The sequence below is a fragment of the Streptomyces sp. NPDC046379 genome (assembly GCF_055587785.1).
Genome location: NZ_JBVJFP010000003.1, coordinates 51,445 through 69,566 on the forward strand (window position 1 = coordinate 51,445; position 18,122 = coordinate 69,566).

General features: G+C 70.2%; 18 protein-coding genes. 7 read left to right on the forward strand and 11 right to left on the reverse strand.

Features of this window, described 5'->3' with window-relative positions; translation table 11 throughout:
• Positions 1 to 6: 6 nt before the first annotated feature.
• The 11 genes from ACZ6KF_RS07130 to ACZ6KF_RS07180 form a co-directional block, all read right to left on the reverse strand.
• On the reverse strand, positions 7 to 393 hold the full coding sequence (locus ACZ6KF_RS07130; protein WP_356627518.1) for a DUF4913 domain-containing protein: 387 nt from the start codon (positions 391 to 393) through the stop codon (positions 7 to 9).
• On the reverse strand, positions 393 to 2,141 hold the full coding sequence (locus ACZ6KF_RS07135) for a type IV secretory system conjugative DNA transfer family protein (protein WP_469237636.1): 1,749 nt from the start codon (positions 2,139 to 2,141) through the stop codon (positions 393 to 395). Before ACZ6KF_RS07135 ends, ACZ6KF_RS07130 begins: the two co-directional genes overlap by 1 nt.
• Entirely contained in the window at positions 2,138 to 3,643 is a 1,506-nt protein-coding gene (locus ACZ6KF_RS07140; RefSeq protein WP_356627516.1) for an ATP/GTP-binding protein, read from the reverse strand. The genes ACZ6KF_RS07135 and ACZ6KF_RS07140 overlap by 4 nt, the downstream gene beginning before the upstream one ends.
• A complete protein-coding gene (locus ACZ6KF_RS07145; RefSeq protein ID WP_469157537.1) occupies positions 3,640 to 5,133 on the reverse strand; it encodes an SCO6880 family protein in 1,494 nt (497 codons plus the stop codon). The genes ACZ6KF_RS07140 and ACZ6KF_RS07145 overlap by 4 nt, the downstream gene beginning before the upstream one ends.
• Positions 5,134 to 5,154: 21 nt before the next feature.
• Positions 5,155 to 6,219, reverse strand: coding sequence for a zeta toxin family protein (locus ACZ6KF_RS07150; protein ID WP_469237638.1), 1,065 nt, complete (start codon positions 6,217 to 6,219; stop codon positions 5,155 to 5,157).
• Positions 6,216 to 6,461 (reverse strand): hypothetical protein, encoded by a 246-nt coding sequence (locus tag ACZ6KF_RS07155; protein ID WP_356627513.1) that lies wholly within the window; start codon positions 6,459 to 6,461, stop codon positions 6,216 to 6,218. The genes ACZ6KF_RS07150 and ACZ6KF_RS07155 overlap by 4 nt, the downstream gene beginning before the upstream one ends.
• Positions 6,462 to 6,518: 57 nt before the next feature.
• Positions 6,519 to 7,742 (reverse strand): hypothetical protein, encoded by a 1,224-nt coding sequence (locus ACZ6KF_RS07160; RefSeq protein ID WP_469176246.1) that lies wholly within the window; start codon positions 7,740 to 7,742, stop codon positions 6,519 to 6,521.
• Positions 7,732 to 8,529: a DUF8175 domain-containg protein gene (locus ACZ6KF_RS07165; RefSeq protein WP_469237640.1), complete on the reverse strand. Its 798-nt coding sequence runs from the start codon at positions 8,527 to 8,529 to the stop codon at positions 7,732 to 7,734. The genes ACZ6KF_RS07160 and ACZ6KF_RS07165 overlap by 11 nt, the downstream gene beginning before the upstream one ends.
• Before the next feature lie 31 nt (positions 8,530 to 8,560).
• Complete coding sequence (locus ACZ6KF_RS07170) at positions 8,561 to 8,842, reverse strand: hypothetical protein (protein ID WP_356627510.1); 282 nt, start codon at positions 8,840 to 8,842, stop codon at positions 8,561 to 8,563.
• 165 nt (positions 8,843 to 9,007) lie between these two features.
• On the reverse strand, positions 9,008 to 9,253 hold the full coding sequence (locus tag ACZ6KF_RS07175; RefSeq protein WP_469157534.1) for a hypothetical protein: 246 nt from the start codon (positions 9,251 to 9,253) through the stop codon (positions 9,008 to 9,010).
• A gap of 22 nt (positions 9,254 to 9,275) precedes the next feature.
• Positions 9,276 to 9,851: a DUF6668 family protein gene (locus tag ACZ6KF_RS07180; protein ID WP_469237642.1), complete on the reverse strand. Its 576-nt coding sequence runs from the start codon at positions 9,849 to 9,851 to the stop codon at positions 9,276 to 9,278.
• A gap of 239 nt (positions 9,852 to 10,090) precedes the next feature.
• Between ACZ6KF_RS07180 and ACZ6KF_RS07185 the strand changes: the two genes are divergently transcribed.
• The 7 genes from ACZ6KF_RS07185 (at position 10,091) to tuf (ending at position 17,853) form a co-directional block, all read left to right on the forward strand.
• On the forward strand, positions 10,091 to 11,056 hold the full coding sequence (locus ACZ6KF_RS07185; RefSeq protein WP_356627508.1) for a peptidoglycan DD-metalloendopeptidase family protein: 966 nt from the start codon (positions 10,091 to 10,093) through the stop codon (positions 11,054 to 11,056).
• A gap of 38 nt (positions 11,057 to 11,094) precedes the next feature.
• The gene (locus tag ACZ6KF_RS07190) at positions 11,095 to 11,781 is read left to right on the forward strand and encodes a hypothetical protein (RefSeq protein ID WP_469237644.1); all 687 of its coding nucleotides are present in this window, start codon (positions 11,095 to 11,097) and stop codon (positions 11,779 to 11,781) included.
• 1,058 nt (positions 11,782 to 12,839) lie between these two features.
• On the forward strand, positions 12,840 to 13,181 hold the full coding sequence (locus ACZ6KF_RS07195; protein WP_356627506.1) for a hypothetical protein: 342 nt from the start codon (positions 12,840 to 12,842) through the stop codon (positions 13,179 to 13,181).
• Between the two features lie 311 nt (positions 13,182 to 13,492).
• Positions 13,493 to 13,864 carry a 30S ribosomal protein S12 gene (gene rpsL, locus ACZ6KF_RS07200; protein ID WP_003948652.1) on the forward strand — a complete coding sequence of 124 codons (372 nt, stop codon included), beginning with the start codon at positions 13,493 to 13,495 and terminating at the stop codon, positions 13,862 to 13,864.
• 2 nt (positions 13,865 to 13,866) lie between these two features.
• Positions 13,867 to 14,337 carry a 30S ribosomal protein S7 gene (gene rpsG, locus ACZ6KF_RS07205; RefSeq protein WP_003998848.1) on the forward strand — a complete coding sequence of 157 codons (471 nt, stop codon included), beginning with the start codon at positions 13,867 to 13,869 and terminating at the stop codon, positions 14,335 to 14,337.
• A 39-nt stretch (positions 14,338 to 14,376) separates the two neighbouring features.
• Positions 14,377 to 16,503: an elongation factor G gene (gene fusA / locus ACZ6KF_RS07210; RefSeq protein WP_356627505.1), complete on the forward strand. Its 2,127-nt coding sequence runs from the start codon at positions 14,377 to 14,379 to the stop codon at positions 16,501 to 16,503.
• Between the two features lie 156 nt (positions 16,504 to 16,659).
• Positions 16,660 to 17,853 (forward strand): elongation factor Tu, encoded by a 1,194-nt coding sequence (tuf, locus tag ACZ6KF_RS07215; RefSeq protein ID WP_356627504.1) that lies wholly within the window; start codon positions 16,660 to 16,662, stop codon positions 17,851 to 17,853.
• The last annotated feature ends 269 nt before the right edge of the window (positions 17,854 to 18,122 follow it).

Below are 18,122 nucleotides of genomic sequence, written 5' to 3' on the forward strand. Positions count from 1 at the left end.
GGTCGATCAGTACGGCTCGACCACCGGGGCCGCCTTGGCCCGGTGGGAGCCTTCCTTGCAGCCGGCGAACGGCCCGGCGGGGTCCCGCAGTTCGCTGAGCGCCGGTCCCAGGTGATCACGCTGCCATACGGAGGGACCGACGGCGCCCGCGGCGGGATCGGTGAGTTCCTGCCAGGCGAGCCACAGCGCGTGCAGCCGGGCCACCGCCTCCAGGTGCTCCCACCAGCGCGGGCACCAGGGCGAGCCGGAGTGGGTCTCCCGCCCGTAGACGGGAAGCAGCAGGGAGTTCACCCAGGTCGCCAGCAGCCGCAGCTCCTGGACGTACGCGTCGCCGTCGAGGTAGAGGATGAACGGCGGAGACTGCGGCACCTGGTGGGGGAGGTGCTCGGTCATCAGTGGATGGTCTCCTTGCCGGCGCGGCGGGTGATCGCCTGGACCTCCGCCTGGGCCGCGGCCCGGATCCGGTCGGCGTCCGGTTCCAGGTACCAGGGGCGCAGCCGGACGAGGGCCGGCTTGACCCCGGTGGCGAGCAGCAGGGCGGTGCCCTTGGGCAGGGCGCGGATGCGGTCGGCGGGCAGGATGCGTTCGAGCCGGTAGGACGTCGAGCGGGACCTGCCGTCCTTGCTCCTGGAGTAGCTGACCGTGCTCACGTCGTGTTCGCCGACCAGCCGGGAGATCTTCTCGACGAAGTCGGCGTCGTCCAGGCCCGCGCCGAGCAGTTTGATCGTGGCGGCGCCCCACAGGGCGTCCATGCCGGGCTCGCCCCACACCCGTACGCCCTGCCGGTAACTCTGCAGCAGTGTCACGATGTTGATGCCGCGGGAGCCGAAGTGGCTGTAGAGGTCGGGGAGATCGGAGATACGGCAGACGTTGGCCGCCTCGTCGAGGACGGCGGTCATGGGCGGGTCGAGGCGTCCGCCCATCCGTTCGGCGGCGACGACGCCCGCGCGCAGCACCGAGTCGGCGGCGGCCGCGATCACTCCGGCGGCCGAGCCGCCCCCGTCCTTGGAGAGCAGGTAGAGGGTGTCACGGCTGAGCACGTGCGTGTCGGGCCGGAACTGCGGCAGCCGCGGGTCGGGGCTGACCCAGGCGGCGATCCGCGGGTCGAGGAGGCAGGCCACGCACTGGCGTGCGGTCTCGTAGATGCCGTCCCGGGTTTCGACCGCGCCCTGGATGGTGCCGCGCAGCTGGTCGGCCAGCGCGGTCATGCCGGCGTCGCGCAGCAGGTCGATCGGTGTGCGGTCGGCCGGGTCGGCCAGCCAGGCCAGCACCTCGTCGATCCGCCGCCCGCCCCGGCTGGCGGCGTGGAAGAGGGCGGTGAGGGTGTTCTGGGCCGCGGAGATCCAGAAGTCGCGCTTGGAGGCGTCGTCGTTGACGGCGCCCACGAAGTGACCGGCCAGCCGCCGGGCGCCCTCGATGGTGGCCGCGTCGGCGAGCATGTCCCACCACATCGCGCGCGGGGTGTGCGCGATGCCCTGCGGGTCGAACGTCCATACCGTGCCGTGCCGTTCGCGTTCGGCCCGGGTGACGCTGTAGACGTCGGCCTTGTTGGAGGTCAGCAGCACACTGCCCCGGGCGCGCAGCACCCGCGGCACCGCGATGCCGGTGGACTTGCCGGCCCGCGGGGCCATCAGGTCCAGCTCGACGTCCTCGTAGCTGGAGCGCAGCTCGGGGCCGTTCGGCTCCAGGTCGCCCAGCAGGTTTCCGGTGTCGTCCGGGTGGAGCCGTCCCGTCCTCGGCAGTGAGGGACGCAGCTCGCGGGCGCGGGCGGCGGCGCCCTTGGGGAGCATGGCCGCGAGCTCCCGGCGTCCGGCGAGACCGGTCGGCCGGGCGGACCCCTTGCGCACCAGCATGATCACTACGACGAGCAGCGCGACGCACACCCCGAGCACCACGGTCATACCCGCCAGCAAGGCGCCGACCGGTGAGCCCGGCCACAGCGCCTCCGGCCCGTCCTGCGTCAGGGTCGCGAAGGTCGACAGGGCGAACGGCGGGGGATCCCAGCCACCGCCGCTGGTGGCCGCGCCCAGCGTGCCGCCCAGCCAGACCGCGAAGAAGACGAAGCCGGTGAGCGCCGCGACCACGACGATGATCCACGGCAGGAAGTCGTCGGCGCCGGCGCTGCCCCTGCGCGCGCTCATCGTGGCCCCTCACCGTGCTGCACGGCCTGTTCCGTGCCGGTCCAGCGGGTGTTGGTGTTGTGCAGGGCGCGCTCCGTGTCGGTGATGGCGACCTTGATGGGGATGCCGGGCCGGCCGCCGACCTTGATGAGGAAGCGGCCACGGCCGGGCGGCTCGGCGTTGCCGTCCGTGCCGGCCCAGCCCGGCGGCGACGACCAGGACGACACCAGTTCGATCTCCCGCTCCGACATGCCGACGATCTTGCTGAGCTCCTGCATCTCGGCACGGGGCAGCCCGGCGCAGACGACCATGCCCGCCCGCTCGACGAAGCCGCGCGCCTTCGCCCGGTCGGCCTCGGTGCCGAGCGCCTCGGCATCCTTGAGGGTGTGGGTGATCTTGGCGTCGCCGAGCCCCAGGGAGCGGTTGAGGCGGGTGAGCGCGTCGATCCGCTCGACGATGCCGGAGGCGGCGCGCAGCGGTCGCCACAGCTCGTCCAGGACGGTGAAGAACCAGCGCTGCGGGCCGAGCCCGGCGTCCGCCAGGGCGTGGGCGGCGGCGACCGTGCCGAGCCCGTCGGACCAGGCGGCGAGCATCGCCGCCGCGGTGAGCTGGGTGTCGGCCTCGCCGATCCGGGAGATGTCGACGCACACGGCGGGCGAGTTCGGGTCGATCCGGGTCGACGTCTCGGAGGCGAAGGTGTCACCGAGCGGGCCGTCGAGCACGCCGAGCAGCGAGCGGTGCAGTGGGTCCACCGCCTGCTGGTAGCGCACCATGTCGCCGCGGTCGAGCGTCACCGCGCGCACTCGGTCGGGCCCCTCGTCGAGGACCTTCAGCAGATCGGGCAGGAGCGGTGCTCGGCCGGGTTTGCCGCGCTCGTTGAGGTGGTGCAGACAGGCGGACAGCACCGACTGCTCGTGGTCGTCCATCGGTCGGCCCCGCACGATGGTGACGAGGGCGGCAACCATGTTCAGCACCCGGCCGTGCGCCTCGGCCGCCAGCACCCGGCCGGCGTCGCCGCCGATCCGGGCCGCGGCCTCGCCCATGGCGCCGGGGTCCAGCACGTTGATGCCGCCGACCCCGCGTCCGATGGAGATCACCTGGCCGCCCAGGGCCCGCACGGTGTCGGCGTAGTCGGGCTTGAGGTCGCCGAGCACCAGCGGCACGATCCCGGTCGCCGTCATGCCGATCAGCATCCGGTTGACCAGGGTGGACTTGCCGAGGCCGGGCATGCCGAGCATGAACAGCGACGGGTTCGAGATGTAACGGGCCCGGGTGAACCAGGAGATGGGGTCCCCGCACACCGTCGCGCCGGTGTGCAGATGCTGCCCGAGGGGTACGCCCGTCATCGGCGCGCCCGAGCCGGCCGCGAACGGCCACAGGCCGCAGGCCTGCACGGTGGTCGCGCGCCACATGGTCGGCGGGTCCAGGTGGCCGACCTGGCCGCCGCCCGGGCCGGGCCATCCCCGAGCCGGCACGACGGGTTCGCGCGGCGGTCGGGCGGCCGGACGCTGTCGCCTGCTCACAGGGTCTCCCTCAGCTGGTAGGGGATGAGCGTGTACTCCCACGGCAGCAGGCCGACGGGCAGCGTGCAGCTGAACGCCGACGCCTGCATGCGGTCCGCGGGGCGCATCAGGATGCGGGAGGACGCCTGGAGGTTGCGCACGGTGATGGAGGCGTCCTGGAGCTCCTCCTCGTTGTCGACGGTGACCGTCACCATCAGGGAGAACTCCACGAGACCGGCGCCGGCGGCCTCCTCGGCCGCGGTCTGCTCGGCCGCGCGCATCTCGGACGAGGCACGCGCCTGGACCAGGCCCCGGCGGGAGCCGGCCATGAAGTGCGCCGCCCTGCGGTCGGCCTCCACGATCCGCGCGGAGGTCGCCGGGTCGATGGGCCGGTAGACCAGCGACACCCGCTTGCGGCGCGTGCCGTGGGCGGGTTCCAGCAGGCCGCGCAGCACGCTGGACCGTACGGTGCCGCGCGGGGCGAGGGTCAGCATCCAGGTGCGGGACACCCCGGAGTCGTGCTTGTAGGCGTCGATCGTCTCCACGGCCGCGGCCGGGCCGGCGTCCTTCCAGTCCAGGCCCGTGCCGGCGTGCTGGGCGCGGACGGCCAGTACGTCGGGCGCGATGGCCGGGTCGTACGCCACCCGCACGATCTCGGCGATGCGCTCCGCGGACAGCGGGGAGGCCGAGCCGCCGCCGGCGGCGACCAGGCCCGCCAGCAGGCCCGGCAGGCGCATCGACAGGTCGGTGATGACGTCCTCGGGGTCGCGCCGCGGGCCGGGGACCGTGCCGTAGGTGAGCGCGATGTAGGTGTGCATCTCGGAGGACGCGGCGGGGTAGCGCTGGACGACCTCCTCCATCACCGCGCGCGCCGCGGCGGGGGCGTCCGGCACGATGCGGGGGAGCACCTCGGCGGCGAGGCGGGTGCCGGTGTCCGGGGCGGTCTCGACGACCACCTGGGCGCCGCGCAGCCCCGGCTCGTGCGACAGCCGGGCCAGCCAGTCGCCCCAGGAGGCGACCCAGATGTCGACCTGCTCGGGGTCGACCAGCGAACCGCCGTCGGGTTCGCAGGTGAGCACGATGGTGTAGAGGTTGCGGCCGGGGTGGTGCAGCACTCCGAAGGGGCGGTCGTACGCGTCCCTGCCTTCCCGCATCTTCACCCGGGAGAGCAGTCCGGGCGGCGTGAAGTGGCCGCCGGGGCGCCGCGACAGCGGGCCCGAGACATACGTGTGCGAGCCGTTGGCCTTGCGCCTCATCCAGCCGATCCGGACGGCCAGCAGCTGGTACACGTTGCGGCCGTCCGCGGTGCGCAGCGCCAGCGGGCCGAGGAACAGCGCCAGCGGGACGAGGACGACGACGGCCGCGGCGAGCGAGACCAGCGAGGCGAGCAGGACGACCACGAGTCCGCCGAAGGCGACAACGGTACCGAGCAGGCCCAGGGGGCCGAGGCCGGGCCGACGGGGACGCCGCCAGTTCCCGTACGTGGGACGCGTCATGGCGTCGGAGGACATGGGTTTCCTTTCCGGGGTGTGTCAGAGGCTTCTTCCGGGGCCGGGGGGCCGGCGCGGAGTGCGGGGCGTGGCGGGGGCAGCCGTTCCGGGGACGGCGGTGGGCCGCGGCGCGGCGTCGCCCCGCCCCGAGCGCAGGCGCCCGGCCGCCGATATCCGGATGACGCTGTCGCCCTGCTGGAAGGTCCGCGCCTGGACGAGCGGGCTCTGCGCGGCGGCGCCAGGGTCGAAGTCGCCCCGGTCGGAGGTGATCAGCGCGGTGACGAGCCCTTTGTCGGCAAGGCGCTCGGCGTTCTCCCGGCCGATGGAGTAACCGCGGCCCGAGGTGCTCTGCGCGTACAGGTCGCGGATCGTGCCCTCGGGCGCCATCCGGCCGCCGTAGGCGTCCAGGCCCTGCTCGTAGCGGATGCGGCCGCTCTCCCAGCGGGCCGCGTTCTGCGCGAGGCACTGCTCCAGGGGGACCTCGACGGACAGCACGACGCGCTGGTCGTAGCCCTGGTGCTGGAGGTCGGTGAGAAGGCGGATGTTCTTGTCGAGGTTCTTCAGGGTGGCGTCGTAGAGGAGGTTGTAGCCCTCGCGGCGCGCCCATACCTCGAACTGGTCCTGGAGGAACGCGGACTCACGATGGATCAGCGAGGCCATTTCGGAGGGTGCCAGCTCCCGGCCGAAGGGCAGGGCCATGGCCCGGACGTCCAGCCGGGGCAGTCCGCCGTGCTCGAAGAGGGCCACCTTGAACTGGTCCGGGTCGAGGACGACGTACAGGTCGAGGTTCACTCCGTGGGCGCGGGCCAGTTCCCGCCCCAGCCCGGTGTCCTGGCCCTGCCACCGGGCGAGGCCGGCCTGGGCGCCGCCCTTGCCCGCCCCGGGCGCACCGGCGGTGAGCAGGACGGCCTGGCCGTCCCGGGGGCGGTCACGGTACTGGTCCTTGAACTGTTCCAGGATCGCCCGGTGCAGTTGTTCCCGCTCCCTGGTCCACAGGCCGTCCTGGAAGTGGTGGCTGACGGTGTCCCGGGGGCCGGGGGAGAGATCGCCTCCAGGGCCCATGCGCCGCTGTAACTCCTGGTAGAGCGGCTGGTACTCGCCGTTCATCCGTGGCGGGCCGTGCGGCGGCGGTGGATCTCCTCCAGGTCCTCCCTGGTGATGTCACCGAGGAGGGAGGCGCCGGCCACGACTTCGAGGGTGTTGTCCTGGTGGGACGGCTCGATGTGCCCCTCCTCCCAGTCCGACTCCTCGAACTCCCAGGCGGCGACGGTTTCGATCATCTCGTCGCGCGGGATCTCGCCGGCCGCGTAGCGCTGGAGGTACTCGCGCAGGGAACGCTGCTCGGACATGGATCTTCCTCTCCTCGGCAGAGTGGGAGGCCGGGCATGCGCCTCCCCCATCGGCTCCTACTGGTTGTGGCCCTTGTTTCCGTCGTTGTCGTCGAGGGAGTTGGTCACTTCGTTCGCCGCGGTCAGGCCGGCCTGTGCGACCGTCGCAGCGGCCTGGACGGCGACCGTCGCGCCGGCCGTGGCCCCTGCGGCACCGGCGGAGGCCGCACCACCGACTGTCCCCGCGCCGCCACCGCCCGTGCCGCCCGGGGGCGAGCCCGCACCCGTGGAGGGCGAGCCGGCCGGCCCTTGGGAAGCAGTGTTCCGGCCGCCTCCTCCACCGCCACCGGAGGAGGACATGCCGCCGCTCGCGATGTTGATGGCACCGGTGGCGATGTTGTTGGCGAAGTTCATGGCGACCGTGCCGCCCGAGGTGCTGCCGAGCGCGGCTGTCGCCGGGACGATCAGCTTGAGCAGGGCGGGCAGGGCGAACACGGACAGGATCAGCATGCCCATGCCCGCGATGGTGTTCTCCAAGGCAACGGCGCGGTCGTCCTGCGTCATGGCCGTGGCCGAGTAGATGATCAGTGCGGCGGCCGGTTTGTAGAGGAGCCAGGCGATGAGCCAGCCGAGATGCTTCTTCCACCAGCCCTCGCCCCAGCCCGTCATCGAGGACGCGGCGGCGATGGGAAGGGTGCCGATCAGCATGATGAGCACGCCGAGCCGGATGTACATGAGAATGATCTGGACGAACCCGGCCAGCATGATCAGCAGGCCGAAGATCAGGATCAGGCCGGGGCTGGTGAGAGTGGTCAAACCGAGCATCGTCTCGGCGTTCTCACCCAGCTGGGCCTTCTCGTACACGTCCGCCGCGTACGCGTCCGAGGCCTCGTACAGCTTGCCGGCTATCAAGGGGGCGACGGCGGAGACGAGAATGACCTTCCACATGCCCAGGAGCGCCTGCTGCATGGGCTGGCCCTTGCGCTCGTACGCCATCCTGGCCGCCGCGACGAGGAGCGAGGCGACGGCCACGTAGCCGACGATCCATTGCGTCTCGTTGAGGATGCTGTTGAGCCCGGTCTGCCCTTCGGGGTTGAGGGAGCTCGGGCTTCCGGCCTGCAGCCAGACGCCGTTCAGTGACTTGAGCACTTCGGAGGCGGCCGAGCCGATGGCGTTCGCGAAGGCGCCGACCGCCGAGTCGGCTATTGCCTCACCTGCGCCCCGGGTGGCATCGCCCAGACATCCGCTGAGATCTGTGGCGCAGTCGACTATGTCGCCGGGGCCGGGCAGCTCACGAAGCATCAGGTGTGCCCCACTCCGTGAAACCCTCCAGACCGCCCACGGGGGTGGCCGTCTCCAAGAGGGACCCGGAGAGTGTGGGCCGGAGCTTCCAGTCGCCGTCGTTCCAGACGACGGTCACCGTGCCGGCACCGTAACCCCCCCGCGGAATCTGCATCACGACCATCACTGTGGCCTGCTCCTCGGAGTAGGAGACGATCGAGTAGGCGGCGTAGGTGCCCCTGCTGCCGGGCGGAGCCTTGACCACCGAGTCGTCGGGCAGTTTCGAACGCTTGCGGATGTACGCGTCCCTGGCCGCCCCGGGAGGCATCTGACGATCCACGACGTCCCGCCAGTTCGAGTCGTCGAACTGGTTGGGGATGACGTGGGCCGCCAGGACCGCGCCCATGGGAGTGTGCGCGAAACAGGACCACGCGGGCCCGTCGAACTTCACCGGGCCCGCGGTTTCCGACACCGGGACCAGCGTGGAGTTCAGCTGGCGCCACTGGACGTCGGCCGGCGGCTTCGGCCGAGTGTCCTGGTCGCTGTCGTCCGTACGGCAACCGGCAGGCCGGCCCTCACCGGTGGCCTGCGAGGGCGCGGACGTCTCACCGCCGTCCGCGGACGACTGCACCGCGGACGGCTTGGCCGCGGGCGCCCCGCTGTCGTCGCCTCCGCCGGAGAGGAGCGCCACGCCACCGATCAGGGCCATCGCGATCAGGAATGCGGCCGAAATCTGCCAGCCCCGCTGCTGCCAGAAGGGCTTCTCCCACTCCCCGCTGCTGCCGCGCTGCCTTCCCGAAACCACCATCAGTCGGGTTCCCTTCACGTTCGGGTCGGGGTCAGGCGAAGACGAAGGAGACGAGCGGGCCGGCAGTGGCGACCAGGACGCAGCCGCCCAGCACCATGCCGAGACGGCCCATGTGCTCGGACCCCTCGCCCCGGCGCATCGAAATCGCCATCATGGCCCCGGTGATCAGTACGCCCGCGACGCCCGCCGCGGTTCCGGCCCAGGCGACGATGCCGAGGACACTGTTCACCTTGTCCGTGAGTTCCTCCGGCGCGTCCATGCCCGGCGTGGGCACGTCGGCGGCGAGGACGATGCCGTGAAGCTTGCTCAACATGGAGAATCTCCCCCCGTGCAAGTGAGCGGTCTACGCTCACTCTCCTGACAGTGACTGCGTGTGCAGCCATGTTGACGCTGCATCATGACAGCGCCAGATCGCTGTGCGTCCGTTTCCGGCCTTGTCGGTGACCGGTTTCGGAACACATCTGTCTCGAAAGACCGCCTACTCCAGGAGGAACGTGACGACAGGACCTGCGGTCGCCCCGATGATGCAGGCCCCCATGACGGTCGCGAACTGCGTCAAGTGCTCCTCCCCATTTCCCGATCGGAGCGATATGGCCATCCGTGCCCCGACGATCAGGAGGCCGACGACGCACGCGGCGCTGACCAGCCAGGCCATCATGTCGAGAAGTTCGTTGAGGGGATCCGTGACGTCGGACTCCGGTCCGACGCGTGCTGGCGCTGCCATCTCAAACCTTCTGTCATAAAAGTCAGTTGCCGGTGATGACTCGTCCGAGCGCGGCGACTTCACGCGGCAGAGGCCCTGAGAGGTCGCCGGTCCGCCAGGACGGCACCCAGGGCACCCGGTGGACGGCGACGGCCGAGCCGATCACCTTGATTCTGCGGTTCAGCTCTTTCGGCAGGCGGCCGGGTGCGTCCGCGACGAGGACGACCGCGCAGAGGGTGACATCTGCCGGGACTTCATTCTGGCGAACGGCGTTGAGGACCCTGGACACCGCCTGGAGCCCCGAGGCGTGGGTACGGGCCACGAGCATGACGTTCCCGGGTTCCCCGGCTGCGGGGTCGGGCCAGGAGAGGCCGGAGTCATGACCTCCGAATATCTGCGCCAGGGTGGAAGTCCCCGCGCCTCCATGGGCGTTCATCCACGTGAGTGGGGTCTGAGCGGGCGTCGGTAGCGAGGCGGCGGAAACAACCTCCGCGCCTTGCACGGGACTTGGCGACGAGTCGTGCAGGAATGCGGTATTCGGGGACGGCAGCGGAGGGGCGGATGGATTCACCGGCCCGCGGAGCCAGATCTCAACTCCCTCGGTGATGTGCTGCTGCATGCGTCCCTGCTCCCCCTGTGTCGACGTCCGTCAACTCTCTCGCGTAGCGTCCGACACCGATAACGTACTGCGAATCAAAGGGTGTTGACTGCATCGGCCATGTGATGTCGTCGGGCGGTCGCCGTACCGGCCTGTGGGGGACATCGGATCATGTCTACGGGGGAGCGATGTCGGGCAAAGGGGGAAGCACTGCCGCGTGGCTCGCGGGCGGTGCCTTCGCGTTGGTCGTCATGCCGGTCATGCTGTTCGTGGGTGTCGGGGCGGGGGACACGGGCCCCGACATGTCGGGTGTCACCGGCGGCACGCTGAACCCGAAGCACGTACCCCCGGAGTACCTGCCGTGGGTGCTGAAGGCCGGCTCCATGTGCCCCCAGATAACCGCGCCCGTCATCGCCGCCCAGATCGAGGCCGAGTCGGCCTGGATCAATGGGCGGACCTCGCCCGCGGGGGCCCAGGGACTCTCACAGTTCATGCCCGGAACGTGGACCACCTGGGGCCGGGACGACGACGGCAATGGGCGAGTGGACCCCTTCGACCCGGGAGATGCGATCATGGCCCAGGGGCGCTACGACTGTGCCCTGGCCGAGGACGTCGAGGGTTACAAGGCTCGCGGCCGGGCGAGCGGCCCGACGCTCGACCTCACTCTCGCCGCCTACAACGCGGGCCCGGGTGCGGTGCTGGAGTACGGAGGCATACCCCCGTACCAGGAGACCCAGGGCTACGTCGTCAAGATCAAGAGCTTCATGGCGAAATACACGGCGATCAGCTCAGGACCCGGTACCGGCACCGTCCCCGCCGGACAGGCGATGGCCATGCCGTTGTCCGGCAACCCCCCTGTGACCTCCCCCTTCGGTATGCGCGTGCACCCTGTCACCGGGGTCTACAAACTGCACTCCGGAATCGACTTCGGAGTCGCCGCCGGGGTGCCGGTACTCGCCGCCGAGGAAGGCGTCGTCACCTTCGCCGGCATGACGAGTGGCTATGGGAACCGGGTGGTCGTGTCCCACGGCACGATCGAGGGCAAGCGAGTCTCGACGACCTACAACCACCTGTCCGCCATCAGCGTCGCCAAGGGACAGCGGGTCGGCGTGGGCACGGTGGTCGGACTCGTCGGCAGCACGGGCTACTCCACCGGAGCCCACCTGCACTTCGAGGTACAGGTGAACGGAGAGTACGTCGACCCCGCCCCCTGGATCGGAAAATGAGCGGGCGACGGACGGGCGCGGACAGGAGGAGGGGGATCGTGCGGAAGGCCATCGCCGTGACAGTCGTGGCCGTCGTCGGCTCGGCCGTGCTGACGGGCTGCGGGTTGAAGAGCCTCGGGGACGAGACGGACGGCACGGGCGCGGGGCCGGACCCGGCGGTCTCCGGCAGCTTCACGCCCAAGGCTCCCGTCCCCCGGGGCAAGCCGCTCGACGAGGGAGCCAGGGTCCCCTCCCCGCCGCGGGTGGACGACCAGGACCCGACCTCCGTCACCCGGGCCTGGGCCATCCTCACGTACAGCCATGACACCGCGTACGACGCGGGGCCGCAGGACGCGGTGCTCCGGGGCTCCCGCTATCTCGTCCCCGAACGCGCCGCCGCCGAACGCGAGCACACACCGGCCGGCGGCACGGGAAGCGAGTGGAGCGTCTGGGCGGAGCACAAGGCATGGACAACGGTGCGGCTGACCTTCGACGACGGTGACGACGGCGACGTACCGGCCGACACCGCGTCCGTCGCCTACCGGGAGGTCTTCGTCGACGGCAGGGCACGGGGCCGGGACGGCTGGACCGGCGACGGCCCTCGGCTCATGGCCTCGGTCAAGTTGTCCCGTTCGGGTGGCGGCCCCTGGCGGGTCGCGGACGTGAAGGTGACCGTGGCGGCAGTGCCGTCCCCCTCCGTTTCCGCCCCCGCGTCCGCTTCGTCTCCGCCCGTGCGAAAGAACTGAGTGAGGCTCCCATGTCCGTGTTCAACCGTCGAAAGCGGAAGGAAGGGACTCCGGAAGGGACTCCGCCGCCGGCTCCCGGGCCCGTTGCCGTCGACGTGCGGGTGCACGCCGACGGGTTCGCGGAGATAGGCGGTCGTCCTGTCGTGGCGGGGGTGGGGGAGCAACCGCAGGACGCTGTCCTCGACTACCTGTACCGGCTCGCCCTGACGTCGGGGCAGCCGGTGTCGGCCACGGTGTACGACGAGCGGATCGGGGCCATCGTGCCCCTGCAGGTGCTGGAGGACGGGTCGAGCCGCTTCCTGGCTCGGCCGGTGCCGATGCCGGGCGAGCCCGTGTCCCGGCCCCGCCCGGCGGCAGAGGCGCTCCCATCCGTCTCCGCCCCGGCGCCCATGACCGCACCACAGCCCGGAAACACCCGTCCGGCGGACAGGGCGGAGCCGCTTCCGACGACCCCGCCCTCGGTACCGGGGCCGGCCAGGGTCCCGGCACCGACCTCGGCACCGCCGTCGGATCCGGCGACGGCCGCCCCAGCCGTGGCTCCCGCCCCAGCCGTGGCTCCCGCCCCGGCCCCGGCGACTGCCCCGGCCCCGGCACCCGCTTCCGACCCGGCTCCGGCACCCGCTTCCGACCCGGGACCTGCCCCGGCACCGGCACCCGCTCCCGACCCGGCACCTGCCCCGGACCCGGGACCTGCCCCGGCACCCGCTCCGCACCCGGGACCCGCTCCCGACCCGGGACCTGCCCCCGCCCCGGCACCCGCTCCCGACCCGGGACCTGCCCCGGCACCCGCTCCGCACCCGGCACCCGCTCCGCACCCAGCACCCGCTCCGCACCCAGCACCCGCTCCCGACCCGGGACCAGCCCCGGACCCGGCCCCCGCGCGCGCCCAAGCGCCGGTTCCGGCCCCCGCGCCCGAGCCCGCCGTAGCGTCCGCACCGCCCGCGGCCCCCTCGCCCGCGCCGTTCGCGGATGATCCGGTCGCCGGTCCGGCGGCAAGGATTCATGAGGCGCTTCAGTCCGGTCGTATCGAATGGGCCGCCACTCTCGCGCGGCAGAGCGTGACCGAGGCCACCGAGCGGCTGGGACGCGAGTCGCCCGAGGTACTGCGGTTGCGCGAGCTGAGCGCGTACGTCGCGTTCGTCGCCGGCGACAGTCGGCGAGCCTTCGAAGGCTCTCTCGACATAGCCCGTGACCGCAGGGACCGCGACGACCCCCAGGCGCTGCAGAGCGTGCGGAACGCGGCGGCTGCCTGGCTTCAGGTCACCGACCCCGTCGAGGGCCTCCGCATGGGCCGTGAGCTGGTCGCCCTCTGGACGACCCTGCCCGCGGCGGACCAGGCCCAGCTGGAGTCGGTGCGGGCGCGCATGATCCGCCTGGAGCGGAGGGCCGGCTCCGCCTAGGGCGGCGGTATCATCCGGAACATCCGCCACTGTCTGTGACGAATTCCTGGCCGATCAGCCCGGTGCGTCGACCGGGAACCGCTTCTTTTGACCCAGGTCGATGCGGTGGGTACGCTCAGACCTTGTGCCTGGGGTGTGCCCTGGCCCTCGTGCGTGCCTTGAAACCGCACGTGGGGCTGCTACCGGCCACCGTAATCTGCGCTTCTTTTCGCCTAGCGGCGGGAGTCCGCGGGATTCGACACACCCGACCGCGTGGGTCGGCGACGTTCCAGGTTAGCTGTACCCATCGGCACACAGAAACCGGAGAAGTAGTGCCTACGATCCAGCAGCTGGTCCGCAAGGGCCGGCAGGACAAGGTCGAGAAGAACAAGACGCCCGCACTCGAGGGTTCCCCTCAGCGTCGCGGCGTCTGCACGCGTGTGTTCACGACCACCCCGAAGAAGCCGAACTCGGCCCTGCGTAAGGTCGCGCGTGTGCGTCTGACCAGCGGGATCGAGGTCACCGCTTACATTCCGGGTGAGGGACACAACCTGCAGGAGCACTCCATCGTGCTCGTGCGCGGCGGCCGTGTGAAGGACCTGCCGGGTGTTCGTTACAAGATCATCCGCGGCTCGCTCGACACCCAGGGTGTCAAGAACCGCAAGCAGGCTCGCAGCCGTTACGGCGCCAAGAAGGAGAAGTAAGAATGCCTCGTAAGGGCCCCGCCCCGAAGCGTCCGGTCATCATCGACCCGGTCTACGGCTCCCCTCTGGTGACCTCCCTGATCAACAAGGTGCTGCTGAACGGCAAGCGCTCCACCGCCGAGCGCATCGTCTACGGCGCCATGGAGGGCCTGCGCGAGAAGACCGGCAACGACCCGGTCATCACGCTCAAGCGCGCTCTGGAGAACATCAAGCCGACCCTCGAGGTCAAGTCCCGCCGTGTCGGTGGCGCCACCTACCAGGTCCCGGTCGAGGTCAAGCCCGGCCGTGCCAACACCCTGGCGCTGCGCTGGCTGGTCGGTTACTCCCGCGCCCGTCGCGAGAAGACCATGACCGAGCGTCTGCTCAACGAACTCCTCGACGCGAGCAACGGCCTCGGCGCCGCTGTGAAGAAGCGCGAGGACACGCACAAGATGGCCGAGTCCAACAAGGCCTTCGCGCACTACCGCTGGTAGTCGCTACCCACATCGAGACCGAGAGAAGACGAAAGCCTTATGGCTACCACTTCGCTTGACCTGGCCAGGGTGCGGAACATCGGCATCATGGCCCACATCGACGCGGGCAAGACGACCACCACCGAGCGGATCCTGTTCTACACCGGTGTGTCCTACAAGATCGGTGAGGTCCACGACGGCGCTGCCACCATGGACTGGATGGAGCAGGAGCAGGAGCGTGGCATCACGATCACCTCTGCTGCCACCACCTGCCACTGGCCGCTGGAGAACGTCGACCACACCATCAACATCATCGACACGCCGGGCCACGTCGACTTCACCGTCGAGGTGGAGCGTTCGCTGCGCGTGCTCGACGGTGCCGTGACGGTGTTCGACGGCGTCGCCGGCGTTGAGCCCCAGTCCGAGACGGTGTGGCGTCAGGCGGACCGCTACGGCGTTCCGCGCATCTGCTTCGTCAACAAGCTGGACCGCACCGGTGCCGAGTTCCACCGCTGCGTCGACATGATCTCCGACCGCCTGGGCGCGCAGCCGCTGGTCATGCAGCTGCCGATCGGCGCCGAGGCGGACTTCAAGGGCGTCGTCGACCTGGTGACGATGAAGGCCCTGGTCTGGTCGGCCGAGGCCACCAAGGGCGAGATGTACGACGTCGTCGACATCCCGGACACCCACACGGAGGCTGCCGAGGAGTACCGCGGCAAGCTTCTGGAGGCCGTCGCCGAGAACGACGAGGAGATGATGGAGCTGTACCTGGAGGGCACCGAGCCCTCCGAGGAGCAGCTGTACGCGGCGATCCGCCGTATCACCATCGCCTCCGGCAAGGGCCAGGGCACCACGGTGACCCCGGTGTTCTGCGGCACCGCCTTCAAGAACAAGGGCGTCCAGCCCCTGCTCGACGCGGTCGTGCGCTACCTGCCGTCGCCGGTCGACATCGAGGCCATCGAGGGCCACGACGTCAAGGACCCGGAGACGGTCGTCAAGCGCAAGCCGTCCGACGACGAGCCGCTGTCGGCGCTGGCGTTCAAGATCATGAGCGACCCGCACCTCGGCAAGCTCACCTTCGTCCGCGTGTACTCCGGCCGTCTGGAGTCCGGCACCGCCGTGCTGAACTCCGTCAAGGGCCGCAAGGAGCGCATCGGCAAGATCTACCGCATGCACGCGAACAAGCGTGAGGAGATCGAGTCGGTGGGCGCCGGCGACATCGTCGCGGTCATGGGTCTGAAGCAGACCACGACCGGTGAGACGCTGTGCGACGAGAAGTCCCCGGTGATCCTGGAGTCCATGGACTTCCCGGCCCCGGTCATCCAGGTCGCCATCGAGCCCAAGTCGAAGGGCGACCAGGAGAAGCTCGGCGTCGCGATCCAGCGCCTGGCCGAGGAGGACCCGTCCTTCCAGGTCCACTCCGACGAGGAGACCGGCCAGACCATCATCGGCGGCATGGGCGAGCTGCACCTCGAGGTGCTGGTCGACCGTATGCGCCGTGAGTTCAAGGTCGAGGCCAACGTCGGCAAGCCGCAGGTCGCGTACCGTGAGACGATCCGCAAGTCGGTCGAGAAGGTCGAGTTCACCCACAAGAAGCAGACGGGTGGCACCGGCCAGTTCGCTCGCGTGATCATCGCGATCGAGCCGATCGAGGGCGGCGACGCGTCCTACGAGTTCGTGAACCAGGTGACCGGTGGTCGCATCCCGAAGGAGTACATCCCTTCGGTCGACGCCGGCTGCCAGGAAGCGATGCAGTTCGGCATCCTGGCGGGCTACGAGATGACGGGCGTTCGCGTCACGCTTCTCGACGGCGCCTACCACGAGGTCGACTCCTCCGAACTCGCGTTCAAGATCGCCGGTTCGCAGGCCTTCAAGGAGGCCGCGCGCAAGGCTTCCCCCGTGCTCCTGGAGCCGATGATGGCCGTCGAGGTCACCACGCCCGAGGACTACATGGGCGAGGTCATCGGCGACATCAACTCCCGCCGTGGCCAGATCCAGGCCATGGAGGAGCGGGCGGGCGCCCGTGTCGTGAAGGGCCTCGTGCCCCTGTCGGAGATGTTCGGCTACGTCGGCGACCTCCGCAGCAAGACGTCGGGTCGCGCAAGCTACTCGATGCAGTTCGACTCCTACGCCGAGGTTCCGCGGAACGTCGCCGAGGAGATCATCGCGAAGGCCAAGGGCGAGTAACGGACCTCGCGTCCACGCCGTAGGCTTGACTCCGGAGCCTCACGGGGCATTCCCCCGCATTCCCGGGTGAATGCCCCGGGTTCCGGGTTTTGACAGCAAAGATCACCTGGCGCCGATGAAGTAAGGCGTACAGAACCACTCCACAGGAGGACCCCAGTGGCGAAGGCGAAGTTCGAGCGGACTAAGCCGCACGTCAACATCGGCACCATCGGTCACATCGACCACGGTAAGACGACCCTCACGGCCGCCATTACCAAGGTGCTGCACGACGCGTACCCGGACCTGAACGAGGCCACCCCGTTCGACAACATCGACAAGGCGCCCGAGGAGCGTCAGCGCGGTATCACCATCTCCATCGCGCACGTCGAGTACCAGACCGAGGCGCGTCACTACGCCCACGTCGACTGCCCGGGTCACGCGGACTACATCAAGAACATGATCACGGGTGCGGCGCAGATGGACGGCGCCATCCTCGTGGTCGCCGCCACCGACGGCCCGATGCCGCAGACCAAGGAGCACGTGCTCCTGGCCCGCCAGGTCGGCGTCCCCTACATCGTCGTCGCCCTGAACAAGGCCGACATGGTGGACGACGAGGAGATCATGGAGCTCGTCGAGCTCGAGGTCCGTGAGCTCCTCTCCGAGTACGAGTTCCCGGGCGACGACCTGCCGGTCGTCCGCGTCTCCGCGCTCAAGGCCCTCGAGGGCGAGCAGGAGTGGGTCGAGTCCGTCCTCAACCTGATGAAGGCTGTCGACGAGTCGATCCCGCAGCCGGAGCGCGACGTCGACAAGCCGTTCCTCATGCCGATCGAGGACGTCTTCACGATCACCGGTCGCGGTACGGTCGTCACCGGCCGTATCGAGCGTGGTGTCCTGAAGGTCAACGAGACCGTCGACATCATCGGCATCAAGACCGAGAAGACCACCACCACGGTCACCGGCATCGAGATGTTCCGCAAGCTGCTCGACGAGGGCCAGGCCGGTGAGAACGTCGGTCTGCTCCTCCGTGGCATCAAGCGCGAGGACGTCGAGCGCGGCCAGTGCATCATCAAGCCGGGTTCGGTCACCCCGCACACCGAGTTCGAGGCCCAGGCCTACATCCTGTCGAAGGACGAGGGTGGCCGCCACACCCCGTTCTTCAACAACTACCGCCCGCAGTTCTACTTCCGTACGACTGACGTGACCGGTGTCGTGCACCTCCCCGAGGGCACCGAGATGGTCATGCCGGGCGACAACACCGAGATGCGCGTCGAGCTGATCCAGCCCGTCGCCATGGAGGAGGGCCTGAAGTTCGCCATCCGTGAGGGTGGTCGGACCGTCGGCGCCGGCCAGGTCACCAAGATCGTCAAGTAAGTCCGCTTGCTCGGCCTCTTGGGTCTGCTGACCTGAAAGCCTGAGAGGGCCCGTACGACTCCGGTCGTACGGGCCCTTTCGCATGTCCGGGTCCGGGCGCGGCCGGGTGAAGCCCGGTCGAAGGGGGGAGGGCGGCCGCTGGGCGCGGGCACTGAGCGAGGGCCGACCGGTCGATCGGGCCGACCGGTCGACGGGCGGGGCGGGTGCGGGGCGAGTGCGCGTGCGGGGGAGGTCCCGACGCATGACGCGGACCGGCCCGGGCGCACCCC